The sequence below is a fragment of the Streptomyces sp. NPDC005551 genome (genome assembly GCF_042871785.1).
Taxonomy (GTDB): domain Bacteria; phylum Actinomycetota; class Actinomycetes; order Streptomycetales; family Streptomycetaceae; genus Streptomyces.
Window position 1 is genome coordinate 405,405 of sequence record NZ_JBIAJE010000002.1, and the last position, 18,450, is coordinate 423,854.

The following is an 18,450-nucleotide window of genomic DNA, read 5'->3' on the forward strand; positions in this document are numbered from 1 at the left end:
CCGCCTCATCAGGCGGGACGGGCCCCGAAAGGCGCCGGTCAGGCTCGTCAGCGAGCCGTTCGGTTGACGGCGGAGACGACGGCCTTCAGCGAGGCACGTGTCGTATTCGCGTCGATGCCGATTCCCCACATGACCTTGCCGTCGATGGCGCACTCGATGTACGAGGCGGCCTGCGCGGACGCGCCCTCGCTCATCGTGTGCTCGGTGTAGTCGAGCAGCCGTACGTCGATGCCGACGGACTGCAGGGCGTCGAAGAACGCGGAGATGGGACCGTTGCCGGTGCCGGTCAGGACGGTGTCGACGCCGTCGACCGACGCCTCGACGGTCAGCGTGTCCACGCCGTCCTTGTCCGTCGTGGTCTGACCGGTCTTGACCTGGATACGGCCCCAGGGGTTCTCCGGGTTCGGCAGGTACTCGTCCTGGAAGATCGCCCAGATGTCCTTCGGGGTGACCTCGCCGCCCTCGGCGTCCGTCTTGGCCTGGATGATCTTCGAGAACTCGATCTGCATCCGGCGCGGCAGGTCCAGCTTGTGGTCGTTCTTCAGGACGTACGCGATGCCGCCCTTGCCCGACTGCGAGTTGACGCGGATGACGGCCTCGTAGGAGCGGCCGACGTCCTTCGGGTCGATCGGCAGGTACGGGACGGCCCACTCGATGTCGTCGACGCTGACGCCCCTGGCGGCGGCGTCGGCCTCCATGGCGTCGAAGCCCTTCTTGATGGCGTCCTGGTGGGAGCCGGAGAAGGAGGTGTAGACGAGGTCGCCGACGTACGGGTGGCGGGCGTGGACCTCCATCTGGTTGCAGTACTCGGCGGTGCGGCGGATCTCGTCGATCTGCGAGAAGTCGATCTGCGGGTCGACGCCCTGCGAGAACAGGTTCATGCCCAGGGTGACCAGGTCGACGTTGCCTGTGCGCTCGCCCTGGCCGAACAGGCAGCCCTCGATGCGGTCGGCGCCGGCCATCAGCGCCAGCTCGGCCGCCGCGACCGCCGTACCCCGGTCGTTGTGCGGGTGGACGGAGAGGCAGACGTACTCGCGGCGGGTCAGGTTGCGGCTCATCCACTCGAAGCGGTCCGCGTGCGTCGAGGGGGTCGAACGCTCCACCGTGGCGGGCAGGTTGAGGATGATCTCGCGGTCCGGGCCCGGCTGCCAGACGTCCATGACGGCCTCGCAGACCTCCAGGGCGAAGTCCAGCTCGGTGTCGGTGAAGATCTCGGGGCTGTACTGGTAGCCGAAGGCGGTGCGCTCGTCGAGCAGCTTCTCGGCGTACTCCACGACCAGCCGGGTGCCGTCGACGGCGATCTGCTTGATCTCGTCCCGGGAGCCGCGGAAGACGACCCGGCGGAACACGGGGGCCGTGGCGTTGTACAGGTGGACGGTGGCCCGCCTGGCGCCGACCAGGGACTCGACGGTCCGCTCGATCAGGTCCTCGCGGGCCTGGGTCAGCACGGAGATCGTCACGTCGTCGGGGATCGCGGTCTCGTCCTCGATGATCGAGCGGACGAAGTCGAAGTCCGTCTGGCCGGAGGCGGGGAAGCCGACCTCGATCTCCTTGTAGCCCATCTTCACCAGCAGGTCGAACATCTCTCGCTTGCGGGCGGGCGACATGGGGTCGATCAGCGCCTGGTTGCCGTCACGCAGGTCGGTGGAGAGCCAGCGGGGGGCGACGGTGATCCGGTTGTCCGGCCACGTCCGGTCGGGGATGTCGACCTGGTCGTACGGGCGGTACTTGTGGACCGGCATGGAGGTGGGCTGCTGACGGTTCGGCATGATGCGAGGGCTCCTCGAAGGTGTCCGAATGGACGGCCGACGGCGCAACGCCAGACTCCGCGGGGAGGGGGTCGGCCTCGACTACAGGCCCTCGCCGCGGCAGCTAAGAAGAAGCAGCCCGAAATGCATGATGCTCCGCAGCCTAGCCGAGCCGCGCTCCGTGCGGGGGCCTGTATCAGTATGCGGGACCGCTCGGCCGTAACGGACAAAAGGTGCGCTATACCACAGGAGAGTGGACGAAGAGGTTCCTTATCGCCCCTTTTTCACCAATCATGGTTGCGGGTGGTGACAGGTGCGTCACGCAGTGCGAACGTGCCCGCATGACCGCCAATCGAGCAGGCCTCGAGCCTGTCTTCTGCACCATCGTGCCGCCCCACGTCCTCGACAGGCTCGCCCGCCACGAGGACCCCGCTCTCGCCGGACCCGCGCGCCGCACCCTGGAGCGCGACGCCCTCGAACGCACCCACCGCCGGCTGACCACGGTTCTCGGCGCCCCCGCGGCGGCCGCACCGCCGCAGGCGGAGAGCGGCAGGCCCCACCGGACGGTCCACGACGCCGGCCACCGCCAGGACCTGCCCGGCAGGAAGGCGCGCGGCGAGGGCGACGAACCCGGCACGGACGCCACGGTCAACCGGGCGTACGCGGGCCTCGGCGCCACCTTCGACCTCTACCTCCAGGCGTACGCCCGCGACTCGGTCGACGGTGCGGGCCTGCCCCTGAACGCCACCGTGCACTTCGACCGGGACTACAACAACGCGTTCTGGAACGGCGAGCAGATGGTGTTCGGCGACGGGGACGGCGAGATCTTCCTCGACTTCACCATCCCGGTCGACGTCATCGGCCACGAACTGACCCACGGCGTCACCCAGTACACGGCGAACCTCACGTACTTCGGCCAGCCGGGCGCCCTGAACGAGTCCATGTCGGACGTCTTCGGCTCCCTCATCAAGCAGTACACGCTCGGCCAGACGGCCGCCGAGGCGGACTGGCTGATCGGCGCGGGCCTGCTCGCCCCGCGGGTCACCGGCAGGGCACTGCGCTCCATGAAGGAACCCGGCACCGCGTACGACGACGACGTCCTCGGCAAGGACCCGCAGCCCGCGACCATGGACGGCTACGTCCGCACCGGCCGCGACAACGGCGGCGTGCACATCAACTCCGGCATCCCCAACCACGCCTTCTGCCTCGCGGCCCAGGCCCTCGGCGGCCACGCCTGGGAGCGCGCGGGACAGATCTGGTACGACGTCCTGACCGGCGGGGAGCTGCGTACGGACGCGCTGTTCGCCGACTTCGCCACCCTGACCGTCGCCGCGGCACGCGCCCGCTACGGGGACGGCGAGGAGCACCAGGCCGTGTCCAAGGCGTGGGAACAGGTCGGGGTGCGCACCCTGTAGCCGTGGCCCGCCGGACGCTTTCGTACTAGACAGGACCCATGCGTATTCAGGTGCGGCGTACGGGCGGGTTCGCGGGGATCGAGCGGTGCGCGGAGGTGGACACCTCGGGGCGGGCCGATGCCCGCGCGTGGCGGACCCTGGCCGAGCGGGCGGTCGCCGCCGGCCGGGGCACGCCCGCGCCCGGAGTGCCGGACGGCTTCGCCTACGAGATCACGGTGGACGGCAGGACGGTGTACGCGGCCGACCCGCTGCTGACGGAGGAGCAGCGCGAGCTGATCTCCCATGTACTGAAGGAGGGTGCGTAGCGCGGGTCTCCGCGCTCTGGGCGAAGGCGGCGGACCCGTGATGCCCGCGCACCGCGGGAGACGGCCAACTCGCAGTCCGCGCCCGCCCGTTGACTTCCCTCACCGTCGGTACGGATGATCGCGCGCATGGCGACGAACCCCCTTCCGCAGTTCCCGCCCGGCTTCCTCTGGGGCGTGTCCACCTCGGCCCACCAGATCGAGGGGGCGGCCGACCGGCGCGGCGCCTCCGTGTGGGACGCGTTCACCGCCGAGCCGGGCCGGGTGAAGGACGGCTCGACGGCGGCGGTGGCCTGCGACCACTACCACCGCTACCGCGAGGACGTGGCCCTCCTGCGCGACCTCGGAGTGGACGCGTACCGCTTCTCGGTGTCCTGGCCGCGGGTGAACTCCCCGGGCGGCCTGGACTTCTACGACCGGCTGGTCGACGCGCTCCGGGAGGCGGGCGTACGCCCCGTGCCGACGCTCTTCCACTGGGACCTCCCGCTGGAGCTGGACTGGCTGGACCGCGACACCGCCTCCCGGTTCGCCGAGTACGTGTCGGCCGTCGTCACCCGCCTCGGCGACCGCGTGGACAAGTGGATCACTCTCAACGAACCGGCCGAGCACACGCTGCTGGGCCACGCGCTCGGCGCCCACGCCCCGGGTGAGCGGCTGCTGTTCGACGCGCTGCCGGTGGCCCACCACCAGCTGCTGGCACACGGTCTGGCGGTACGGGCGCTGCGCGCGGGCGGCGCGGTGGACATCGGGATCGCCAACTCGCACGGACCGACCTGGGCGGCCTCGGACCGTCCCGAGGACGTGGCGGCCGCCGACTTCTACGACGTCCTCCTCAACCGCCTGTTCGCGGACCCCCTGCTGCTCGGGAGCTACCCGGAGGGCATCGCCGACCTGCTGCCGGGGGACGTCCCGGCGGACCTGGAGGTCATCGCCGAGCCGCTGGACTGGTACGGGATCAACTACTACCAGCCGACGAAGGTGGGCGCCCCCGAGGGCGCGGAGATCGAGTTCGGCGGACTGACGCTGCCCGCCGAACTCCCCTTCACCGTAAGGGAACTGGAGGGATACCCCGTCACGGACTTCGGCTGGCCGGTGGTCCCGGAGGCACTGACCGAGCTGCTCACCGGGTTCGCCGAGCGCTACGGCGACCGGCTCCCGCCGGTGGTCGTCACCGAGAACGGCTGCTCGTACGAGGGGCTGGACGACCAGGAGCGGATCGCCTTCCTGGACGGGCATGTCCGCGCGCTGCACCGGGCCTCGGAGGCGGGCGTCGACGTCCGCGGCTACTTCGTGTGGTCGCTGCTCGACAACTTCGAGTGGGCGGAGGGGTACGCGCGCCGCTTCGGCCTGGTCCACGTCGACCGCGACACGCTGGAGCGGACCCCGAAGGCGTCGTACCAATGGCTGCGGGACGCCCTGCGGGCGCGGGGCTGACGGCGCCGGGAGCACCCGCCGGGAGAGACGGCGGGGGGCGGACCGAATATCGGATGCCCCGACCGGTGCCCGTGGTCTTGGATGGGGGGTCATGACCACCCCTCACCAGTCCCTCGGCCCTCTCGAGCACTACTACGACTCGGTACCGCGCGCCGCCGCCCGGGCGGAGGACTTCGGACCGCTCACCCTGTTCGTCCGGGAGGGCCCCGGCTGGCCGTACTACGCGCGGCCCGCGCTCGGGTGGCAGGGGCCCGCGGCCACCGCCGAGGACGTCGGCCGGGTCAGGGCCCGGCAGCGCGAACTCGGCGTGCCCGAGGCGTTCGAGTGGGTGGCGGAGGTGACGCCGGGGCTGCGGGAGGCCGTCGAGGCGTCCGGGCTGCGGGTGCACGAGCATCCGCTGATGGTCCGGGACACCGACGTCGCCCTGCCCGCCCCGCACCCCCTCGTCCGCGTCCTCGGCCCGGACGACCCGTTCCTGGGCAGTGCCCTCGCGGTGCCGCACCTGGCCTTCGCGGCCCCCGGCACGGCCGTCGGCGAGGCCGGGCCCGCCGAACTGGCCGCCGAGACCGCCGCGCGCGCCGGTGACGTGCCCGACGCCGCCGACCGGATCCGGGCGGGCCGCACCGTGCTGGCCGCCGCGATCGAGGACGGCGTCGCGCTCTGCTCCGGGATGCACCTGCCGGTCGGCCCGGTGACCGAGGTGGCGGGCGTGGGCACCCTGCCGTCCGCCCGCCGGCGCGGCCTGGGGCTCGCCGTCACCGCGGCCCTGGTGGCCGACGCCGAGGCTGGCGGTGCGGGCACCGTGTTCCTGTCGGCCGGGGACGACGACGTGGCCCGCATGTACGGCCGGCTGGGATTCCGCCGGGTCGCCACGGCCCTGATCGCGGAACCCGCCGACCAGGGCTAGGCCGGCAAACCCGGGCTTCCTGCGGCGGACGCGTTCTGAGGTCCCCGGCCCGGGGACCTCAGAACCCGAGCTTGCGCAGCTGCCGCGGGTCCCGCTGCCAGTCCTTGGCGACCTTCACGTGCAGGTCGAGGAAGACGGGCGTGCCCAGCAGCGCCTCGATCTGCTTGCGGGACTTGATGCCCACCTCCTTGAGCCGCTTGCCCTTCGGGCCGATGACGATGCCCTTCTGGCTGGGCCGCTCGATGTAGACGAAGGCGTGGATGTCGAGGAGCGGCTTGTCGGCGGGCCGGTCCTCGCGGGGCAGCATCTCCTCGACGACGACGGCGATGGAGTGCGGCAGCTCGTCGCGCACGCCCTCCAGCGCGGCCTCGCGGATCAGCTCCGCCACCATGACCTGTTCGGGCTCGTCGGTGAGGTCGCCCTCCGGATAGAGCGCCGGGCCCTTCGGGAGGAGCGGGACCAGCAGGTCGGACAGCAGACCGACCTGGTCGTCGGCGACCGCGGACACCGGCACGATCTCCGCCCACTCGAAGCCGAGCTCCGTGCCGAGCTGGTCGATCGCGATGAGCTGCTCGGCGAGCGTCTTGCTGTCCACGAGGTCGGTCTTCGTGACGATCGCGATCTTCGGCGTCTTCTTGATCGACGCCAGCTCCTTCGCGATGAAGCGGTCGCCGGGGCCCAGCTTCTCGTTCGCCGGCAGACAGAAGCCGATCACGTCGACCTCGGCCCAGGTGGTGCGTACGACGTCGTTGAGCCGCTCGCCGAGCAGCGTGCGCGGCTTGTGCAGCCCGGGGGTGTCCACCAGGATCAGCTGCGCGTCCGGCCGGTGCACGATGCCGCGCACCGTGTGCCGGGTGGTCTGCGGCTGGTTCGCGGTGATCGCCACCTTCTGGCCGACCAGAGCATTCGTGAGGGTGGACTTGCCCGCGTTGGGACGGCCCACGAAGCAGGCGAAGCCGGCGCGGTGTGTGGCCTCGGACGGCTCGGATGACTCGGTACGAACGCTCATGGCGCCCATTGTCCCTGATCGTCGGGCGGCCGCCGTACCAAGGTTCCCGAGGACTTCCCCGCCGGGATCACCCGGCCCGCCCCCGGGCTGCGGCCGGTGAGGTCCCGGAAACGCCCGCGCAACACGAAACACGCCGGAAACGTGCGTGTGCGCGACCCGAAACGCGGGCCGGTGACCCTCGGACGACGCCCCCGCACGTCGGACGCCGCCCCGCACCGCTGGAGAGACCGTGATCCTGGCCGCCCCGCACCTCGACACCGGCGACACCGCCTGGCTGCTCGCCGCAACCGCCCTCGTCCTGCTGATGACCCCGGGCCTCGCCCTGTTCTACGGCGGCATGGTCCGCACGAAGAGCGTCCTCAACATGCTGATGATGAGCTTCGTGTCGATCGCCCTGGTCACGGTCGTGTGGCTGGCCGCCGGCTACTCCCTCGCCTTCGGCGACGACGCGTTCGGCGGCCTGATCGGCGGCCTGGAGCACGCCGGGATGGCGGACCTCGGCCCGGACAGCGTCCAGGGCACGGTCCCCACCCTCCTCTTCGCCACCTTCCAGCTGACCTTCGCGATCATCACGGCCGCGCTGATCAGCGGCGCGATCGCCGACCGGGCCAAGTTCGGGGCGTGGCTGGTCTTCGTACCGCTGTGGGCGCTGCTCGTATACGTTCCCGTCGCCCACTGGGTGTGGGGCCCGGGCGGCTGGATCCTCGACGCACTGGGCGCGCTGGACTTCGCGGGCGGACTGCCCGTCGAGATCACCTCCGGCGCCTCGGGACTCGCCCTGTGCCTGGTCCTCGGCCCGCGCCTGGGCTTCAAGAAGGACGCCATGCGGCCGCACAACCTGCCCATGGTCATGCTGGGCGCCGGTCTGCTCTGGTTCGGCTGGTTCGGCTTCAACGCGGGCTCGGCACTCGGCGCGAGCGGTCTCGCCGCCGCCGCGTTCCTCAACACCCTGGCCGCGGGCTGCACCGGCCTGCTGGGCTGGCTCTTCGTGGAGCAGCGCCGCGACGGGCACCCCACCACGCTGGGCTCGGCGTCCGGCGCCGTCGCCGGTCTCGTCGCGATCACCCCGTCCTGCGGTTCGGTCTCCCTGCTGGGCGCCCTCGTCGTCGGCCTCGCCGCCGGTGTCGTCTGCTCGTACGCGGTGGGCTGGAAGTTCAGGCTGAACTACGACGACTCGCTCGACGTGGTCGGCGTCCACCTCGTCGGCGGTGTCATCGGCACACTCCTCATCGGCGTCTTCGCGACGGAGTCGATGACCAAGGGCGCCGAGGGGCTGCTCTACGGCGGCGGGTTCGGCCAGTTCGGCAGGCAGCTGGTCGCCGTCCTGGCCGTCGGGGCGTACGCCTTCGTCGTCACCTACGGGCTCGGGAAGCTGATCGACAGGCTGCTGGGCTTCCGCGCCGACGAGGAGCAGGAGCAGACGGGTCTCGACCTTACGGTGCACGCCGAGACCGCTTACGATCACGGGGTTCTGGGGCACGGCGCCCCGGTGTCGTCGTCCGTCCTCCACGCCCAGAAGGTCAAGGCCCAGGCATGAAACTGATCACCGCCATCGTCAAGCCGTACCGCCTCGACGAGGTCAAGACCGCACTCCAGGAACTCGGCGTGAACGGCATGACCGTCACGGAGGCCAGCGGGTACGGGCGTCAGCGCGGCCACACGGAGGTGTACCGCGGCGCCGAGTACCGGGTCGATCTCGTCCCGAAGGTCCGCATCGAGGTCGTCGTCGGGGACGCCGACGCGGACGCCGCGATCGACGCGATCGTCAAGGCGGCCCACACCGGCAAGATCGGCGACGGCAAGGTCTGGTCGGTACCGGTGGAGACGGTGGTCCGCGTCCGCACCGACGAACGAGGCCCGGACGCACTCTGACCCAAACCGGCGACCCCGGCTCTCCGGAGGGGTGAAGTCCAGCCCCTCCGGCGTGCGAGGAGAAAGCCGGGCGCAGCCCTGGGCCGTGGGACCCCGCCCCCGACGTGGGTTCAGCCCGCGCTGACGGTCGCCCGAACCACCCCGTCGCCCCCGGCGACCAGCACCGGCGTCCCGGGCCCCCCGAGATCCCGTACCGCCGCCAGATCCTCCGCGGACGCGGCCTCCGCGTCCGTCACGACCGCCGCCGCCTCCAGCGACGTCGCCCCCGACGCCACCGCCATCGCCACCGCGGTCTGCAGCGCGCTCAGCTTCAGGGAGTCCAGGCCGACGGTCCCGGCGACATACGTCCGTCCGGTCTCGTCCCGTACGGCGGCCCCCTCGGGCACACCGTTGCGGGCCCGGGCGGAACGGGCCAGGGTGACGATCTTGCGGTCCTCGGGATCGAGGGCGGGAGTCTCGGTCATACGAGGAGCTTATCGACCCGTCGGACAGAGGCCTCAGGGCCGGTCGAGCCGGAGTCGCTCGGCCTTCGGCAGGCCGGCCACCACCAGGTCGTACGAGTCCTCGACCAGCTCCCGGACCAGGCGGTCCGAGAGGGCGCCGTCCACCGTCACGGTGTTCCAGTGCCGCTTGTTCATGTGGTACCCGGGGACGATCAGGCCGGGATGCTCCTCGCGCAGCCGGACCGCGTCGTCGGGGTCGCACTTCAGGTTGACCTTGAGCGGTCGCCCGTCCAGGTTCGTGAGCGCGAAGAGCTTGCCCAGCACCTTGAAGACGGACGTGTCCGGATTGAAGGGGAAGTCCTCGACGGTCGCGTTGAAGGACAGGCACAACGCGCGCAGCGCCCGGGGCGTCACTCCGCCACCGCCTCCTCCTCCGGCACCCGGTCCTCGCTCACCGGCTCCACGAGCACCGTCACGATCTTGTTGCGCCGGCCGGCGGAGTCCTCCGCGGTGAGCCGCAGTTCCCGGCCGTCGGGCAGTTCCACCGCGGCTGAGGCACCGGCGATGGGCACCCGGCCGAGCGCCTTGGCCAGCAGCCCGCCGACCGTCTCCACGTCCTCGTCGTCGTACGCCTCGAAGCCGTACAGCTCACCGAGATCCCCGATGTCCAGACGGGCCGTCACCCGGTAGCGGTCGTCGCCCAGTTCGTCGACGGGGGGCAGCTCGCGGTCGTACTCGTCGGTGATCTCGCCGACGATCTCCTCCAGGATGTCCTCGATGGTGACGATCCCGGCCGTGCCGCCGTACTCGTCGATGACGACGGCGACGTGGTTGCGTTCCTGCTGCATCTCGCGGAGCAGGTCGCCCGCGTTCTTCGTGTCGGGCACGAAGGCGGCGGGCCGCATCGCCGTGGACACCAGCTCGTTCTCCGCGTCCCGGCTGATGTGCGTCTTGCGCGCCAGGTCCTTCAGGTACACCATCCCGACGACGTCGTCCTCGCTCTCCCCGGTGACCGGGATGCGCGAGAAGCCGGAGCGCAGGGCGAGCGTCAGCGCCTGACGGATGGTCTTGTACCGCTCGATGACGACGAGGTCGGTGCGCGGCACCATCACCTCGCGGACGAGGGTGTCGCCCAGCTCGAAGACGGAGTGCACCATGCGGCGCTCCTCGTCCTCGATGAGGGACTCCTTCTCGGCGAGGTCGACGAGCGCGCGCAGCTCGGCCTCGGAGGCGAACGGGCCGCGGCGGAAGCCCTTTCCGGGCGTGAGCGCGTTGCCGATGAGGATCAGCAGCGGCGGGATGGGCCCCATGACCCGCGCCAGCGGCAGCAGTACATAGGCGGCCGCGGTCGCCGTGTTCATGGGGTGCTGGCGGCCGATGGTGCGCGGGGAGACGCCGACCGCCACGTAACTGACGAGGACCATCACGCCGATGGCGACCGCGAGGGCCTGCCAGGTCTTGTCGAACTCCTTCAGGCACGCGTACGTGACGAGGGCGGCGGCGGCCATCTCGCACGTGATGCGCACCAGCAGGGCGACGTTCAGGTAGCGGGTCGGGTCGGCGGCGACCTGAGCGAGCTTGGCACTGCCGCGCCGGCCGCCGCGGACGGCCTCCTCCGCGCGGAAGCTGGAGACGCGCGCGATGCCCGCCTCCGCGCAGGCGGCGAGCCAGGCGACGACGACGAGCGCGATGGCACCGGTGACGAGCTGAGGACTCATGAGGCCCCGCCCCTAGGAGACGGTCGGGGCCGGGGAGGGGCCGGTCAGGCCCTTCTCCGTGCGCCAGCCGTCCACGATGGCCGCCTGCAGCCCGAACATCTCGGCCTTCTCGTCCGGCTCCTCGTGGTCGTAACCGAGGAGGTGCAGCACTCCGTGGACGGTCAGGAGCTGGAGCTCCTCGTCCATGGAGTGCTGCGTCGGGGCGTCCTTGCCCTGCCGCTCCGCGACCTCCGGGCAGAGCACGATGTCGCCGAGCAGGCCCTGAGGCGGCTCGTCGTCGTCCTTCGTCGGCGGACGCAGCTCGTCCATCGGGAAGGACATGACGTCCGTGGGCCCGGGCAGGTCCATCCACTGGATGTGCAGCTGCTCCATGGCGTCGGCGTCCACGGCGATCACCGAGAGCTCGGAGAGCGGGTGGATGCGCATCCGCGTGAGGGCGTAGCGGGCGATGTCGAGGATCGCCTGCTCGTCGACCTCGGTTCCGGACTCGTTGTTGACGTCGATCGACATGGTCGTGCGGTTCTACTTCCCCTTGGGTCCGGCTGTGCCGCGGCTCTTGTGCGTGCCGTTCTCGGTGCCGTGCGTGCTGTCGTACTTCTCGTACGCGTCGACGATACGGCCGACCAGCTTGTGCCGGACGACGTCGTGGGACGTCAGACGCGAGAAGTGGACGTCGTCGAGGCCCTCCAGGATGTCCTGGACCTGCCGCAGACCGGACTTCGTCCCGCTCGGGAGGTCCACCTGCGTCACGTCACCCGTGATCACGATCTTCGACTCGAAGCCGAGCCGGGTGAGGAACATCTTCATCTGCTCGGGGCTCGTGTTCTGAGCCTCGTCCAGGATGATGAAGGCGTCATTGAGGGTGTTGTGCGTCAGCAGGTGATCCTGTGTGACGTACAGCGAGTCCTCGGCTGCCACCTGGATGCAGACGGTCTCCTCGCGCCCCGCAGGCTCGATACTGTCGATGAAACGCATCGGGCGCCCGCCGCCCCCTGCCGCCCGGTACGTGTCACGCTTGCGCGTCAGCCGGAACGGTTCGATCTCCTCCGGAAGCCGGATGTCGACGATGTGGGCATCACGGTTGAACCGGACGTCACGGCCGTTGACCCTGCTGGGCCGCCTGCCCTCAGCCGCCCGTCGGCGGGTGTACGCGACACCGCCCAGCGACTGCACCAGCGAGATCACGTCGTCACGCAGCAGAATCGATGTGGTCGTGTACTGGATGCGGCAGGTGCGGTCCTGCTGCGTGACCGGACCACCGTCGGAGTCGAGCAGGCCCTGGAGGAGCGCCAACCGCACGTCGGCCGAGTTGTACAGGTAGTCGTCCGGCACGGACTTGCTGTGCGACCGCGTGCGCAGCAGGTCCAGCTCCCGCAGGACTCGCGTGACGGGGTTCTCGAGCGTGATCACGTCACCAGGCGACTTGATCCGGTTGAGGACGTAGTCGGGGCCGCTCTTGTGCCGCACCACGACACCGGGCAGCGCCGCGTCCAGCGCTTCGGCCAGCTCTCGGTCCTCCGTGGAGAAGGAGGGAGTCGTGGAACCCGTCAGGCATCCGTCGCCCAGCAGCAGGCCCAGCGCGTACGGGTCCATCGGCACGTCGCGCTCCGGGAAGCACACCGGAGCCGTGAGCATCGGCAGTTCGTACCTGCGGGCGTGCGCAGCCCGCAGGTCACCGATCATGTCCTGGGTCTCCAGGACCCGCCACGGTTTGTTCCGGCGCTTGTCGGAGGCGGTGCGGACCGTCCACAGGTGCTCGCCGCAGCACAGGGTCCAGGAGCCGTCCTGCGCGGTGACGCGGTAGACGTCCTTCTCGCCCTGCGGGTACACGCCGAGGACCGGGGTCGGCTCGCCGTTCGAACCGATGACGAGATCACCGACCCGGAGGTCACCGATGGGGCGCCAGCCGTCCGGTGTGAGGACGTTCGTGAAGACCGGTTGCGCCCTTCCACGCATGTACGCCAGCGGGGCGACCTCGATCGTGCCCGAGGCCATCAGCTTCGGGATCGAGTCCGGGTCCAGCATGTCGTGCAGCGCGTCGTACAGGGGGCGCAGGTACGGGTCGATCTTCTCGTAGAGCGTGCCTGGCAGGAAGCCGAGGCGTTCGCCGGCCTCGACCGCGGGGCGGGTGAGGATGATCCGGTTGACCTGTTTGGACTGCAGTGCCTGGACCGCCTTGGCCATGGCCAGGTAGGTCTTGCCGGTGCCGGCGGGGCCGATGCCGAAGACGACGGTGTGCTTGTCGATGGCGTCGACGTACCGCTTCTGGTTGAGCGTCTTGGGGCGGATGGTGCGACCGCGCGAGGACAGGATGTTCTGTGTGAGCACCTCGGCGGGGGTCTCCTCGCCGTCGCCCTCCCCGTTCTCGCTCGCCCTGAGCATGGCGATCGAGCGTTCCACTGCGTCCTCCGTCATCGGCTGTCCCGTGCGGAGCACGAGCATCATCTCGTCGAACAGGCGCTGCACGAGCGCGACTTCACCCGCGTCGCCGGTCGCGCTGACCTCGTTGCCCCGGACATGGATGTCGGCCGCCGGGAAGGCCTTCTCGATCACGCGGAGCAGCGCGTCCCCGGAGCCCAGCACGGTCACCATGGGGTGCGCGGCCGGAACGGTGAACTGCGCTCTCGCCTGCCCCTGTGCGGGGTCGTGCACTGTGGGTGTGTCAGTCATGGGCCGGCTCTGTAGGCCTTGCTCGTCCTCCTCGTACCGGGGCCGCTCGGCGTGGGCCGCCCTCGCTCTGCCAAGGGTACGTCGGTGCACCGACAACGCCGTAGGTCTTTTCCACACCCGGCGCACGCGTATCAGGCGGAGCCGCGGAAACCGATCGTGGGGACGGCCCTGCGCAGTGGCCACGGTCTGCTCACCTCGGGGATGAGGTCCTCCAGGAAGGCGTACCGGGTGAGGGCGGCGGGGGCCTGGTCGTCGACGGACTGGACGCGGCGCCACCAGGCGGCGATCTCGGACCAGCCGGGCGCCGAGAGGGAGCCGCCGAACTCCTGGACGGAGAGCGCGGCGGTCAGCCCGGCGAAGGCGAGCCGGTCGGCGAGGGGCCAGCCGGCGAGTGTGCCGGTGACGAAACCGGCGACGAAGACGTCACCGGCGCCGGTGGGGTCCAGTGCCTCCACGGCGATCGCCGGGACCACGGCGCTCTCGCCGGTGCGGCCGTCCACGGCGTACGCGCCCTCCGCGCCGAGGGTGACCACGGCGAGCGGTACGTGTTCGGTCAGCGCGTGGGCGGCGGCGCGGGGGCAGTCGGCGCCGGTGTAGCGCATGGCCTCCTCGGCGTTCGGCAGGAAGGCCTCGCAGTGCCGGAGGTCGGCGAGTCCGGCCAGGTCCCAGCGGCCGGTGTCGTCCCAGCCGACGTCGGCGAAGATGTGGGTGCCCGCGCGGGCCGCCTCGGCGATCCACGGTGCGCCGGTGCCGGGGACCAGCGAGGCGACGGCGGCACGCGCGCGCGGGGCGTGGTCGGGAGCGGGTTCCTCCGGGGGCGGCTCGTGCCCGTGGCTGACCATCGTCCGCTCGCCCTCGTAGGCCATCGACACGGTGACCGGCGAGTGCCAGCCGGGGACGGTGCGAGAGGGGCCGAGGTCGATGCCCTCGCCCTGCTCCAGGGCGTCCCAGCAGTACTCCCCGTAGTGGTCGTCGCCGAAGGCCGCGGCCAGGGACGTACGCAGTCCGAGGCGGGCGAGGGCGGTGGCCATGTTGGCGACGCCGCCGGGGCTGGACCCCATGCCGCGGGCCCAGGACTCGGTCCCGCGCACCGGGGCGGAGTCGAGGCCGGTGAAGACGATGTCGAGGAAGACGGTGCCCGTGAGGTAGACGTCGCACGGGGGGTCGTGCGGGGTGCGCCGCCCGGCGAGCGGGTCGACCTGGGTCTGGCGGTGCGGTCCCTCTCCGTCGGACGCGATCACGGTGGGCTCCCTGGCGTGGTGCGGATTCAGGCCAGTGTGCCACTCCCGTCGCCTCGGGCCCGGTCACGCCGGGGGTGCCACGGTCTGTGTCGGTCCCGGTCGGCGTGGGGACGCCGCGGTCCGTGTCGGGCCCGGTGGGCGCGGGGGTGCCGGGCAGCTCCGGGCCGGGCGCGGGTCCTTCGGTGCGTCGCCCGCGATCCCGGGGAGGCGGCCGGGCGTGTCCGGATGCGGACGCCGCGTCCGCCGCCCCGGCCGGGGTCTACCAGCGGGGGACGGCGGGGGTGACCCATCCCGGATCGGCGATCCGCATGGCGGCCGCGTCGTCGCGGTCGCGCAGCGTTCCGTCGTCGTCGAGCCAGCGCCGGTGCAGGAACTCCAGTCTGGCGCGGTCGAGTTCGACTCCGAGTCCCGGTGCGTCGGACACGGCGACCGAGCCGTTCTCGAAGGTGAGGCGCTCGGTGAGGACGTCCTCGGACTGCCAGGGGTAGTGGGAGTCGCATGCGTGGCGCAGGCCGGGGACGGTCGACGCGACGTGGGTCATGGCGGCGAGCGAGATGCCCAGGTGGGTGTTGGAGTGCATGGACACGTCGACGCCGAACGTGCGGCACATGGCGGCGAGTTCGCGGGTGCTGCGCAGGCCGCCCCAGTAGTGGTGGTCGCAGAGCACGACCTGGACGGCTCCCCGGGTGAACGCCTCCGGGATCTCCCCGAAGGTGGTCACGCACATGTTGGTGGCGAGCGGCACGTTCGTCCTCGCCGCGACCTCGGCCATGGCGGGCGTGCCGAGCGCCGGGTCCTCCAGGTACTCGAGCACGTCACCCAGTTCGTCCGCGACCCTCAGCGAAGTCGCCACCGACCAGGCGCCGTTGGGGTCGAGCCGCAGCGGATGCCCGGGAAAGGCCTCCGCGAGGGCGCGTACGGCGGCGATCTCCTGCTCGGGCGGGAAGACGCCGCCCTTGAGCTTGAAGGAGGTGAATCCGTGGCGCTCGGTGAACTTCCGCGCCTGCGCGACGACTCCGGCCGGGTCGAGGGCGGCGCCCCAGTCGTCCTGCTCCGCCGCGACGCCCGCGGGGTGCCCGCCCCACTTGTAGAAGAGGTACGCGCTGTACTCCACCGCGTCCCGCACCTTGCCGCCGAGCAGCGCGTGCACGGGCAGCCCGAGGGCCTTGCCGAGGGCGTCCAGACAGGCCACCTCGAAGCCGGAGACGACCGACAGCCGCAGTTTGTCGGCGGTCTGCACGCCGCGCAGCCCGCCGACGTCGACCTTGTCGTCCACCCGCTCCCGGTCGACGGCCACCGCGTCCGCAACCGTGAACAGGCCGTTGAGGTCGGAGACCTGCCGCCCCACCAGCCGCGCGGCGAAGGGCCGGGCGAGCTCCAGGTACTTGGTGTCGCCGTACGTCTCGCCGACACCGGTGACGCCGTCCGCGGTGACGACCTCCACGATCAGGCGGGGTGTGTACGGCTGGTGCACTCCCTGGGTGTTGAGCAGGGGCGGGTCGGCGACCAGGACCGGGGTCAGCCGGACCTCGGTGACGGTCAGGTCGCGCGTCACAGGGCGGCTCCCACGGGGGCGAGGGCGGACGCGAGCCGCAGCCCGGCGGCGAGCAGGGACTCCAGGTCGGCGAGGTCGGCGGGCGAGGGATCGGTGAGCGGGGCGCGCACGGGGCCGACGGGCTGCCCGCGCAGGCGGGCGGCGGCCTTCACGAGCGAGACGGCGTAGCCGGTCCGGCGGTCGCGCAGTTCGACGAAGGGGACGTAGAACTCGCGCAGCAGCCGGTCCATGACGGCGTCGTCACCGCGCCGGTGGGCGGCGAAGAAGAGGTCGGCGATCTCGGGGGCGAAGGCGTGCACGGCCGACGAGTACGCGGGTACGCCGACCGCGGCGTACGCGCGGGCCTGGATCTCCGCGGTGGCGGCGCCGTTGAAGAACAGGAAGCCCTCGGGTGCGGCGAGGGTCAGCCGCTGGAGCCGGTCGAGGTCGCTGTGCCCGTCCTTGAGCCCGACGACCCCGGGGATGCGGGCGATCCGGCGCAGCGAGGCGGGGGTGAAGGCGACCTGCCCGCGCTGGTAGGCGATCAGGGGCAGCGTGGTCCGTGCCGCCAACTGCTCCAGCTGGGCGACAAGTCCGTCCTGCGGGCCGGCCACGAGGTAGTGCGGCAGGACGAGCAGGGCGTCGGCGCCGGCGTCCTCGGCGAGGCGGGCGAACCGGGCGGCCTGCGCCCAGCCGTACCCGGCGCCGGCCACGACGGGCACCCGGCCCGCCGTCACCTCCACCGCGGCGGTGACGACCCGGCGGTACTCGTCCTCGTCCAGGGAGAAGAACTCCCCGGTGCCACAGGCCGGGAAGACGGCGCCGGGCCGGGTGGCGAGCCGGGTCTCGAGGTGGGCGCGGAAGCCGTCGAGGTCGAGGGAGCCGTCGTCGTGAAAGCTGGTGAGCGGGAACGACAGCACTCCGTGCGCCATTCCGCTCCGCAACCGCGCGACGACGTCGGCCTCCGTGTCCGTTGGCATGCCATCTCCATATGTAGACGCTATCCACGTATGAGGATGAGGCTAGAGAGCGGCTCCCGGCCCGTCAATGGCCGGGAGCCGCTCTCGCTCTACCGTTGCGGTACGCCATCACAGCCCGGCGGCACCGGAGCCCTCGGCGCCGGGACCACCAGGCACCGGGGCTACTCCGTGCCGGCGGCCGCCGGGCGGAACTCGTACGCCTCGACCTCGGCGAGGTACCGCGCCCGCCGCTCCTCGTCGTGTTCGAGGAAGGAGGCCAGGAACGAGTTGCGGGCCAGCTCGCGCAGCCGCTCGGGACCGAGGCCGAGCGCCTCGTGCACGGCGTGGAAGGTGTCGCCGACGTACCCGCCGAAGTAGGCGGGGTCGTCGGAGTTGACGGTGCACAGCAGCCCGGCGTCCATCATCGCGGGCAGCGGGTGGTCCTCCAGGACGTCCACGGCCCGCAGCCGTACGTTGGACAGCGGGCACAGCGTCAGCGGTACCCGCTCCCGCACGAGCCGTTCGACCAGCTCGGCGTCCTCCATGCAGCGCAGCCCGTGGTCGATGCGCTCGACACCGAGCACGTCGAGCGCCTCGGTGATGTAGGCGGGCGGCCCCTCCTCGCCCGCGTGCGCGACGCGTCGCAGTCCGAGCGCGGCGGCGGCCTCGTACACCTCGCGGAACTTGGCCGGCGGGTGGCCGACCTCGGCGGAGTCGAGGCCGATGCCGACGATCCGGTCGAGGTGGGGGCGCGCGGCCTCCAGGGTCCGCAGCGCCGACTCGGCGGACTCGTCCCGCAGGAAGCACATGATCAGCTGGGTGGAGACGCCGTGCGTCTCCTCGCTGCGGCCGAGCGCGTGGGTGAGGCCGTTCACGACGGTGCCCATGTCCACCCCGCGCGCGAGGTGGGCCTGCGGGTCGAAGAAGATCTCCGCGTGCCGTACGCCCTGCGCGGCGGCGCGCGCGAGATACGCGTCGGCGAGGTCGGTGAAGTCCTGTTCCGTCCGCAGGACGGCCATGAGCTCGTAGTACAGGTTCAGGAACGTCTGGAGGTCGTCGAAGAGGTACGCCCGGCGGAGCTCTTCGGTGTCGGCGTAGGGCAGCGTGATGCCGTTGCGTGCGGCGAGCGCGAAGGCGAGCTCCGGTTCGAGGGTGCCTTCGATGTGCAGGTGCAGTTCGGCTTTGGGGAGGGGCATCG

Annotated in this window: 17 protein-coding genes; 6 read left to right on the forward strand and 11 right to left on the reverse strand. The window is 71.5% G+C overall.

All coding sequences use genetic code 11. The features are described from left to right. Positions 1-47: 47 nt before the first annotated feature. The gene (gene leuA, locus ACFYP4_RS05995; RefSeq protein ID WP_388783189.1) at positions 48-1,769 is read right to left on the reverse strand and encodes a 2-isopropylmalate synthase; all 1,722 of its coding nucleotides are present in this window, start codon (positions 1,767-1,769) and stop codon (positions 48-50) included. Between the two features lie 320 nt (positions 1,770-2,089). Between leuA and ACFYP4_RS06000 the strand changes: the two genes are divergently transcribed. The 4 genes from ACFYP4_RS06000 to ACFYP4_RS06015 all read left to right on the forward strand — a co-directional run bounded on the left by ACFYP4_RS06000 (position 2,090) and on the right by ACFYP4_RS06015 (position 5,806). Next, positions 2,090-3,163 (forward strand): M4 family metallopeptidase, encoded by a 1,074-nt coding sequence (locus ACFYP4_RS06000; RefSeq protein ID WP_358851050.1) that lies wholly within the window; start codon positions 2,090-2,092, stop codon positions 3,161-3,163. 38 nt (positions 3,164-3,201) lie between these two features. Continuing rightward, positions 3,202-3,468, forward strand: a complete 267-nt coding sequence (locus ACFYP4_RS06005) for a protealysin inhibitor emfourin (protein WP_358851049.1) — start codon at positions 3,202-3,204, stop codon at positions 3,466-3,468. A gap of 114 nt (positions 3,469-3,582) precedes the next feature. Continuing rightward, the gene (locus tag ACFYP4_RS06010; RefSeq protein WP_388783193.1) at positions 3,583-4,899 is read left to right on the forward strand and encodes a GH1 family beta-glucosidase; all 1,317 of its coding nucleotides are present in this window, start codon (positions 3,583-3,585) and stop codon (positions 4,897-4,899) included. 91 nt (positions 4,900-4,990) lie between these two features. Further along, positions 4,991-5,806 carry a GNAT family N-acetyltransferase gene (locus tag ACFYP4_RS06015; protein WP_388783196.1) on the forward strand — a complete coding sequence of 272 codons (816 nt, stop codon included), beginning with the start codon at positions 4,991-4,993 and terminating at the stop codon, positions 5,804-5,806. Between the two features lie 58 nt (positions 5,807-5,864). On the opposite strand, the gene era is transcribed toward ACFYP4_RS06015, so the two are convergent. Next, on the reverse strand, positions 5,865-6,824 hold the full coding sequence (era, locus tag ACFYP4_RS06020) for a GTPase Era (protein ID WP_358851046.1): 960 nt from the start codon (positions 6,822-6,824) through the stop codon (positions 5,865-5,867). Between the two features lie 220 nt (positions 6,825-7,044). On the opposite strand from era, the gene ACFYP4_RS06025 reads away from it, so the two are divergent. Together ACFYP4_RS06025 and ACFYP4_RS06030 are read left to right on the forward strand one after the other, a co-directional pair. Beyond that, on the forward strand, positions 7,045-8,352 hold the full coding sequence (locus ACFYP4_RS06025; protein ID WP_388783200.1) for an ammonium transporter: 1,308 nt from the start codon (positions 7,045-7,047) through the stop codon (positions 8,350-8,352). Next, the gene (locus tag ACFYP4_RS06030; protein ID WP_358851044.1) at positions 8,349-8,687 is read left to right on the forward strand and encodes a P-II family nitrogen regulator; all 339 of its coding nucleotides are present in this window, start codon (positions 8,349-8,351) and stop codon (positions 8,685-8,687) included. The genes ACFYP4_RS06025 and ACFYP4_RS06030 overlap by 4 nt, the downstream gene beginning before the upstream one ends. Before the next feature lie 110 nt (positions 8,688-8,797). On the opposite strand, the gene ACFYP4_RS06035 is transcribed toward ACFYP4_RS06030, so the two are convergent. From ACFYP4_RS06035 to ACFYP4_RS06075, 9 genes are all read right to left on the reverse strand, one after another. Next, positions 8,798-9,151, reverse strand: coding sequence for a cytidine deaminase (locus tag ACFYP4_RS06035; protein WP_388783203.1), 354 nt, complete (start codon positions 9,149-9,151; stop codon positions 8,798-8,800). Between the two features lie 33 nt (positions 9,152-9,184). Then, on the reverse strand, positions 9,185-9,544 hold the full coding sequence (locus ACFYP4_RS06040) for an MmcQ/YjbR family DNA-binding protein (protein ID WP_388783206.1): 360 nt from the start codon (positions 9,542-9,544) through the stop codon (positions 9,185-9,187). Next, positions 9,541-10,848: a hemolysin family protein gene (locus ACFYP4_RS06045; protein ID WP_358851041.1), complete on the reverse strand. Its 1,308-nt coding sequence runs from the start codon at positions 10,846-10,848 to the stop codon at positions 9,541-9,543. The genes ACFYP4_RS06040 and ACFYP4_RS06045 overlap by 4 nt, the downstream gene beginning before the upstream one ends. A gap of 12 nt (positions 10,849-10,860) precedes the next feature. Then, positions 10,861-11,358: an rRNA maturation RNase YbeY gene (gene ybeY, locus ACFYP4_RS06050; protein ID WP_358851040.1), complete on the reverse strand. Its 498-nt coding sequence runs from the start codon at positions 11,356-11,358 to the stop codon at positions 10,861-10,863. A gap of 12 nt (positions 11,359-11,370) precedes the next feature. Next, positions 11,371-13,518 (reverse strand): PhoH family protein, encoded by a 2,148-nt coding sequence (locus tag ACFYP4_RS06055; RefSeq protein ID WP_358851039.1) that lies wholly within the window; start codon positions 13,516-13,518, stop codon positions 11,371-11,373. Between the two features lie 131 nt (positions 13,519-13,649). Continuing rightward, a complete protein-coding gene (locus ACFYP4_RS06060; protein ID WP_388783211.1) occupies positions 13,650-14,759 on the reverse strand; it encodes a carbohydrate kinase family protein in 1,110 nt (369 codons plus the stop codon). A 259-nt stretch (positions 14,760-15,018) separates the two neighbouring features. Further along, a complete protein-coding gene (locus ACFYP4_RS06065; protein ID WP_388783214.1) occupies positions 15,019-16,314 on the reverse strand; it encodes a glucarate dehydratase family protein in 1,296 nt (431 codons plus the stop codon). After that, the gene (locus ACFYP4_RS06070) at positions 16,311-17,273 is read right to left on the reverse strand and encodes a 5-dehydro-4-deoxyglucarate dehydratase (RefSeq protein ID WP_388783217.1); all 963 of its coding nucleotides are present in this window, start codon (positions 17,271-17,273) and stop codon (positions 16,311-16,313) included. The genes ACFYP4_RS06065 and ACFYP4_RS06070 overlap by 4 nt, the downstream gene beginning before the upstream one ends. Before the next feature lie 161 nt (positions 17,274-17,434). Then, positions 17,435-18,448, reverse strand: a complete 1,014-nt coding sequence (locus ACFYP4_RS06075; protein WP_388783220.1) for an adenosine deaminase — start codon at positions 18,446-18,448, stop codon at positions 17,435-17,437. Positions 18,449-18,450 lie beyond the last annotated feature (2 nt).